Below are 6,403 nucleotides of genomic sequence, written 5' to 3' on the forward strand. Positions count from 1 at the left end.
GCGCGCATCCGCAGACCACTCATTCAAGCACTCATCAAGAAGGCTTTTGGCAAATCGCAATCCTAACCCTAAATCAACATGTTTTTCCAATCGCATCTCAATGCGCTGCAAACCATCAAAACTTGTGTAAGTACAATTGCCCCTTTTGCCACGCCACCAAGCACCATATTTTTGCGCAAGCAAGATATCAAAATCAATCAAATCCCCAATCGTATGGCGGTTAAAATACGCAATCCTTGCCGATAACTCCTTCGCGAAACCCATAATTTTGCTCACCGTTTCATCATCCAGATGATCAACGTCATCCAAATCTGTAAACAGATCATTTTTAAAATGCGCAATCTCAACGGATAAATCCTTCGCAACGCACATAATTTTGCGCACCATTTCATCTTCTAACAAATCCGCAGAGCGGATCAGGCTTACCGGCATCAAAGCCCCTTGCGCATCCTTCATGTAATGCGTCCCTTCTCAAGCTCAATTGGTTGATTCATCACAAATCCCCATCACGTCTTTGCCAAATCAAGGGTCACAGCGCGCCAAGCGCTTTCTAATGTATCGCGCTCATAAAAACGCACATATTCCTTAGAGGTCGTCACACGAATGGCTTCACGGATCGCCCGCATAGCTTGCTTCCAACGTGGATCACTAATATCCAAGCGCAACAGCATAAAGATTTCCCCTCGATTCACCTTACCTTCTTTATCCGTATTAAAAGCACGCGTAATAATGGCGCGGATTTCAGGGCGCGCATCCGCAGACCACTCATTCAAGCACTCATCAAGAAGGCTTTTGGCAATTTGCAATTGTGGTCCAAAATCAAAGCTCTCTTGGACTTGCACCTTAATGCGTTGCAAACCATCAAAGCTTGTGTACGTACAATTACCCTTTTTGCCACGCCGCTCCACACCATATTCTTGCGCAAGCAAGCTATCAAAATCACTCAAATCCGTAATCGTATGGCTATTAAAACGCGCAATCCTTGCCGATAACTCCTTCGCAAAACCCATAATTTTGCGCACCGTTTCATCCTCTAACAAATCCGCAGGGCGGATCAGGCTTACTGGCACCAAAGCCCCTTTTGCATCCTTCATATAACGCGTGCCTTCAAGTTCAATTTGTGGATTCATCACCAACCTCCTCCTTATGTTTTTTGAAACCGGCGAAACGGCACAACATCCCCTGAAGAAGGCGCACATCCCGCTTTTATTTGCCAACGACACCGCATAAGCTCATGACCTAAAATGTGGTTATAGCCCGCTAAGCGGCGTAAATAATCATTCAATTCTCGAACATCTTGTCCATGCAAAAAAATACCACTCATCTCATACTTCAAAAAGCCAGTGCGCAAAGCAATCAAGCAATCTCTCACCATATAAGGGTTGCGTTCCATTATTTATCTCCTCCAAAATCCATATAAATCACACGATTGCTCTTATCCGCATGAGAACCTTCACACTCACTCAAAACTTCTGAAACTTGGGCTTCCAAAACCGCATCGGCCTCCCCCAAACGGTGAACACTCAACTCCAATTCAAGCAATAATGCCAAATCCACACACAATTTAAGCTCTTCGCTAATATCCAAACCACTTTGATAATCATCATAAAGACCAACAAGCGTATTGGATAATTCCTTAGGGCTTAAGCTCATCATGCCAATTCCTCCACATTACGGTTTTTCCATGCGGCTTTGACATGTTTAAGCGTCACCTCACTCTCATCCCCAAGAGCTGCCATACGCGCCAACATCATAGTTTTATCAATCTGCCGTAAAGCCCCAGCTTTCAAACCAATACCGGTCAAAAACTTTATCGCACCAGCATCTTCAATCCCCCAATCGTGAATGCGCGCCGCAATATCCTCACTATAGGGTTTGCGACGTTTCAAATGCATCGCCAATCGGCTTTTAATTTGTGCATAAGAAGGTCCATTTTGACGATGCACGAGACGTCCCGAAATCTCATCATTGCCAACCAAAGCAAGCCCCGTACCATTGATATCAACAAAGTGACGCAACTGATTAATCGCCTCATCCGTTAAATTTTGCGCCTCATCAACGATCAACAATGTTCCACCCCCCACACGCTCTAATCTCTTGCCAATGGCACGGGTTAAGCGGGTGGGATTATATTCCACCACTTCCAATTCTGCTGCCATATCATTCAAAATACCATGAACACTGCGCGTATGCGGGCTGGCTGTCACCAGATAAACATGCGGGCGGGTCGCGCGGTAATAGCGGCAGGTTTCCGTCTTGCCACTACCCGCATCAAGCGTAATCATCACCATATCCCCCGTACTTTGTGCCAGTGTTAGCGTGTCAATGATTTCACAAGCTATACGGTTCTTTTGAAAAGCTGGCTTTTCTGGGATCATCTCCAAAAGCCCTGCCGTTTCTTTTAACGCTTCAACCCATTGTTGCACTTTGGCATTTTGCTTGCCTAATTGCCCCGCATAACTACCCGCATACCACTGCGAAAAGGTGCCATCCGGCATACCTATGCGCCGCGCCACTTCTGCTTTAGTCCAGCCATTCGTCCGTCCTAAAGCGCGCACTGAATCCACAAGCGCATCCCATAAAGCAATATCATCACTGTTGCGGTTTTGGGCTGTCCCATCGGGCTGTTTTTTTGGTCGCTCCCAAGGATTTTTATCAACGGTTGCATTTATCGCGTACTTCATATATATTCCCCTTTCGTATTGATTTAGACATCGACAAGGGGAAGGCTAAAATCTTGCCCCTTGTCTTTTGTCTTCAATGAACATTTAAAACCGTACGCGATACTAAAACGGCTAACCTTGCAAATCCCCCTCTCTTTCTCACACATCAGAGAACTTGCTAACTTCAAGGCTCCGCGCTCAAATCAAGGCAAAGACACCTAGAAACTTCATGTATTGATTTAAAATATTGAAATGGATTAAGACTTCTCCTCCCCCCTTTCTTTATTAACGCTTCAAGCTGGTACGCGATACAAAACCAGCCCCCCTTATAGGCACTCTTGTAAGTCCCCCCTCTCTTTTCCTATCTTCTAGGAAACTTGATCACTTCATGCACCTCACTTGAAGCGCTAAGGCGTCTTAAAGCTTGGTGCAAATGTTGACTAAACTCTTGCGCATCTAAAGCCTCATCATCCCCTAAAACCGCATCATGAGCTTTTAAAGCGAGATTTCCCGCATTCTTTGGCATCAAGCGGCTTACCTTTGGGGAAACAGAACGCTTGGATTTTGCATCATCACCCCTCCTTGCAACTTTTGCATAAACATCTGCCAAGTGATCAGGCGCAAGCTTTGCTGCCAACTGCTTTTCTGCTTTAACTGCCTTCACATATTCTTTACGCAAACGCCCATTCAAACGCGCTGCCTGCTGGTCGTAAAAACCCACATCAGCAAGGCAAGGTGCCATACAAAGCAACTGATTATTCAAATCATAAACCCGCAAATCTTGGTGCAAATTATCCGGGTCAAAGCGCACAATCACCTTTTCTCCCGCATAGCTATTCAACGCCCGCGCCCAATAACGATTGCCATAAAAATGAATCTCGCCCGTCCCCTTTTGTGTACGCAACGCCTCTGAAGTCAAAAGCCATAAAGCCCTCTGGGCTGCACTTGCTTGCCGAACTATCGTTCCCTCTGCTTGCAAACTCTCAGTAAAAGTCTCATCAAAACTGCGCCCCGCACAATTAACCGCTTTGCGTCCCGCTTGCGCATTATGTGCCACAATCTGCGCACCAACATGGGCTTTAAACGCTTCAAATCCTATCGCGCGCCGCCCATAATCTTCCGGCTTAGCATCCGGTTTATTGCCCGTATAAGCCCCCGCACAAAAGGGATGTTTGGAAATCGCTTCTGCCAAATCACGCCATGCCCGCTCAATCGGTTTCGATTGTCCGCTATAAGGGGTCGTCCATTGCAATTGAATGCCCAAACTCGTCAAAAGCCCCTGCGGTTCATCCGCCTTAATCTTAAAACGAAAGCGGTTTTGCACACCTCCAGAAATCCACTTGCTGGTAAAAGCACGCCCATTATCCAAGGTCATACGCTCTGGTATTCCATAAGCCTCCACCATATCCCCAATCACCAAACGCACGATTTCCCAAGTCTCAGCATCCGATAAGCGCCATGATAAAATCTTCCCCGAATAAAGATCTTGAATGGCAATCAAATAAAGCCGCACAGGCTTCTCTCCCCAAGGAACGCTCACAAAAACATCCAGCTTATGCCCGTCCATATTCACCGCTTGCAGTGCATGCAGGCTCGAGCGATCACGCCGTTGGGCGGGATAAAGCTTTTTTGCCGTCTCCTCTCCCTCACGCGCTAAAACCACAACCGCTTTGGAAACTTGCGCCTTAAAACGACGCCGCAAAGCCCGCTCAGAAGGAATGGGCTCCCAACCTTTCTCCCGTGCAACCGAAACCATCCGCCGATAACATGCCGAAAAAGCAGGGCGAGAAGAGCGTAAATAATCCGAACATAAAACCTCCCACGCCCCCTCATGACAGGGTGCAAATTGCGAAACATTCTCCTCACCATAACAAGGCGCAAGCGCTGCCAACCAATCAGGGCGCTCATACCCTTCAACCATCTGCCGCCAATTAAAAAGCGACATCCGGCTCACCCCAAACTGCACCGCACACAAACTTGCTCCATCATGCACACCCATACCGGCATGAAGCAAATCTTCCATAAAGCAAAGTGCCTTCAAACGCTCTTCACAGCGCCTTTTATGCGCCTTTGAAAGCCCTTCATAACGCGCCCAAAGCGCTTCTTTTTGCATGCTCTGTTCTGTCTTTTGCAAAACATCAACACCACCCGCCCGCAACAACAACGCCGCCCGCGCCCCCTCCGGCAATAAGGAAATGTGAATCTCCACAACAGGACGAGAAACCCCTTTAACTTTACGTGTCAAACCACTTTGATGACGCCATGTGGACGCCAAAATTTTACGCAATCCACCTTTACTCTTCGGCAACCCTGGCAAAGCCGCTTCAGCCAACTCAGCAATACTAAACCACTCTTTCATGGCTGCCCCCGTCTAATACGAACCGGAACCGCACGCATCGCTTTCAACCGCGCCGCAATCTCACGCTGTTCCTGCTGCAATCTTGCAATTTCTGCCAAACGCGCTTCATCCCCTTGCAACAACAGCAAACCATCTTCACTCACCACCTCATCCCAGAGCCAAAATGCCTCTGTCGCCCGCACAAATGCCTTAAACCGCGGCAGGGAAATATCCACCTGCTTACTTTCCGCAACATAAGCATCCAAACTCGCCTTACTCAAACAACCAATGCCTAAATAATGCGCCATACGCTCTGCAATCACACTGCGCTCAACCCGACATTCTCTCAAAGCCCTAGCCATCGCCCGCTTAATGCGTGAGCGAAACCGCTCTAAATCAATCTGCGCAACGGGTTCACGGCAAGGAAAAACCGGACGTTGAAAAAAATCAAGTTGATGAGAACCACGCGTCTTCATGCCTGCCCCTCCCCCGATTGCTTATTCAAATAATCATAAAACCGCGCCTTTGTCTGTGCATCCGCTCTCTGCCACACACTCAACAATTGAGCAAAAATCCGTTCCTGCTCATTAATTTGCGGAGGTGTATTAATCCCATTGACCAAATCAACAGCCCGCCGTAAATCCCCCTCAACCTGTTGCAAAGCAATCGCCACCCGCCGCTGCGCAACCGGCTCCATCTTCGCCAACTTCAACAACTGCGCTTGGTTATCCGCCAAAGCTGTCCCCCGCAAAACAGACCGCAACTCCGGCTGTAAATGCCGTGCAATACAGTTGAGACGTTTTACAACATCTTGAGAAAAACCAATGCGGTCCGCCACATGTTTAGCAAAAGATAAAACTGTCCCTTTGCCATCCTTTCCCTCTATTTGAGCAATAGGTGCAAGTTGCACCAATTGCTCAAAATCTGTTTCACCACCGATCAAAGGTGCAACTTGCACCTTTGATTTTTTATCCCCTTCACACCCAGTTTCATGGTGCTCTGAAGAACCATCTTTTGGCAAAGGGACAACTTGTCCTTTTGCCACTTTGTCCTTTGTATATTGATTACCACCAATCAAAGGGTAAACTTTACCCTTTGATTTTCTGTCCCCACCAACCTTAATCTCCCCATACTTCTTTTCCCACAATTCGCGGTAAGTCTGGACAAAAAGCGCACGGTCAATCACTGACAATTCATTGCGAAACAAATTCTCTGCCACTTCTAAAAGCGCAGCATTGTCCTTATCAGCCTGCACCACAACGGCATCAATGTCACTATAGCCCAAAAGCTCCGCAGCACGAAGCCGGTGCGCACCAGCAATAAGTGTGTAATTACCCTCTTTAGCATTGGGGGTATGGCGCACTGTAATCGGGTTCATTAACCCCTCCCGCGCCATCGATTG

The 6,403-nt window shown here is 47.5% G+C and carries 8 protein-coding genes; all 8 read right to left on the bottom strand.

The window, feature by feature from the left end; translation table 11 throughout:
- Nucleotides 1-456: DUF3164 family protein (locus tag PVV68_RS07455; protein WP_273782844.1), on the bottom strand; the 456-nt coding region annotated here is incomplete at its 3' end.
- A 50-nt stretch (nt 457-506) separates the two neighbouring features.
- Nucleotides 507-1,130, bottom strand: a complete 624-nt coding sequence (locus tag PVV68_RS07460) for a DUF3164 family protein (protein ID WP_273722054.1) — start codon at nt 1,128-1,130, stop codon at nt 507-509.
- 14 nt (nt 1,131-1,144) lie between these two features.
- Nucleotides 1,145-1,393: a hypothetical protein gene (locus tag PVV68_RS07465; RefSeq protein ID WP_273722046.1), complete on the bottom strand. Its 249-nt coding sequence runs from the start codon at nt 1,391-1,393 to the stop codon at nt 1,145-1,147.
- Nucleotides 1,393-1,656: a hypothetical protein gene (locus PVV68_RS07470; protein ID WP_273722044.1), complete on the bottom strand. Its 264-nt coding sequence runs from the start codon at nt 1,654-1,656 to the stop codon at nt 1,393-1,395. The genes PVV68_RS07465 and PVV68_RS07470 overlap by 1 nt, the downstream gene beginning before the upstream one ends.
- Nucleotides 1,653-2,684, bottom strand: coding sequence for an AAA family ATPase (locus PVV68_RS07475; protein ID WP_273782845.1), 1,032 nt, complete (start codon nt 2,682-2,684; stop codon nt 1,653-1,655). Before PVV68_RS07475 ends, PVV68_RS07470 begins: the two co-directional genes overlap by 4 nt.
- Before the next feature lie 340 nt (nt 2,685-3,024).
- Nucleotides 3,025-5,022, bottom strand: coding sequence for a transposase domain-containing protein (locus PVV68_RS07480; protein WP_273782847.1), 1,998 nt, complete (start codon nt 5,020-5,022; stop codon nt 3,025-3,027).
- A complete protein-coding gene (locus PVV68_RS07485; RefSeq protein ID WP_273782849.1) occupies nt 5,019-5,477 on the bottom strand; it encodes a hypothetical protein in 459 nt (152 codons plus the stop codon). Before PVV68_RS07485 ends, PVV68_RS07480 begins: the two co-directional genes overlap by 4 nt.
- Nucleotides 5,474-6,403 (bottom strand): ParB/RepB/Spo0J family partition protein (locus PVV68_RS07490; RefSeq protein WP_273782851.1); only part of this gene is annotated, 930 nt, incomplete at its 5' end. The genes PVV68_RS07490 and PVV68_RS07485, both read right to left, overlap by 4 nt.

Origin of the sequence: Bartonella sp. ML69XJBT (assembly GCF_028618515.1) — a bacterium.
In the GTDB taxonomy this organism is placed as follows: Bacteria; Pseudomonadota; Alphaproteobacteria; order Rhizobiales; family Rhizobiaceae; genus Bartonella.